Source organism: Rhodococcus sp. C26F (genome assembly GCF_053345925.1).
Map to the genome: position 1 here is coordinate 1 of NZ_JBKFBA010000114.1, position 856 is coordinate 856.

Here is an 856-nt window from a genome sequence, read left to right on the forward strand (position 1 = left end):
TGAGTCTTCAACGGAGAGTTTGATCCTGGCTCAGGACGAACGCTGGCGGCGTGCTTAACACATGCAAGTCGAACGATGAAGCCCAGCTTGCTGGGTGGATTAGTGGCGAACGGGTGAGTAACACGTGGGTGATCTGCCCTGCACTCTGGGATAAGCCTGGGAAACTGGGTCTAATACCGGATATGACCTCGGGATGCATGTCCTGGGGTGGAAAGTTTTTCGGTGCAGGATGAGCCCGCGGCCTATCAGCTTGTTGGTGGGGTAATGGCCTACCAAGGCGACGACGGGTAGCCGGCCTGAGAGGGCGACCGGCCACACTGGGACTGAGACACGGCCCAGACTCCTACGGGAGGCAGCAGTGGGGAATATTGCACAATGGGCGCAAGCCTGATGCAGCGACGCCGCGTGAGGGATGACGGCCTTCGGGTTGTAAACCTCTTTCAGCAGGGACGAAGCGCAAGTGACGGTACCTGCAGAAGAAGCACCGGCCAACTACGTGCCAGCAGCCGCGGTAATACGTAGGGTGCGAGCGTTGTCCGGAATTACTGGGCGTAAAGAGCTCGTAGGCGGTTTGTCGCGTCGTCTGTGAAATCCCGCAGCTCAACTGCGGGCTTGCAGGCGATACGGGCAGACTCGAGTACTGCAGGGGAGACTGGAATTCCTGGTGTAGCGGTGAAATGCGCAGATATCAGGAGGAACACCGGTGGCGAAGGCGGGTCTCTGGGCAGTAACTGACGCTGAGGAGCGAAAGCGTGGGTAGCGAACAGGATTAGATACCCTGGTAGTCCACGCCGTAAACGGTGGGCGCTAGGTGTGGGTTTCCTTCCACGGGATCCGTGCCGTAGCCAACGCATTA

At 58.9% G+C, this 856-nt stretch carries 1 rRNA gene; it reads left to right on the top strand.

The window, feature by feature from the left end:
* Nucleotides 1-7 precede the first annotated feature (7 nt).
* Nucleotides 8-856, top strand: a 16S ribosomal RNA gene (locus ACLBYD_RS30705); the annotation flags it as partial.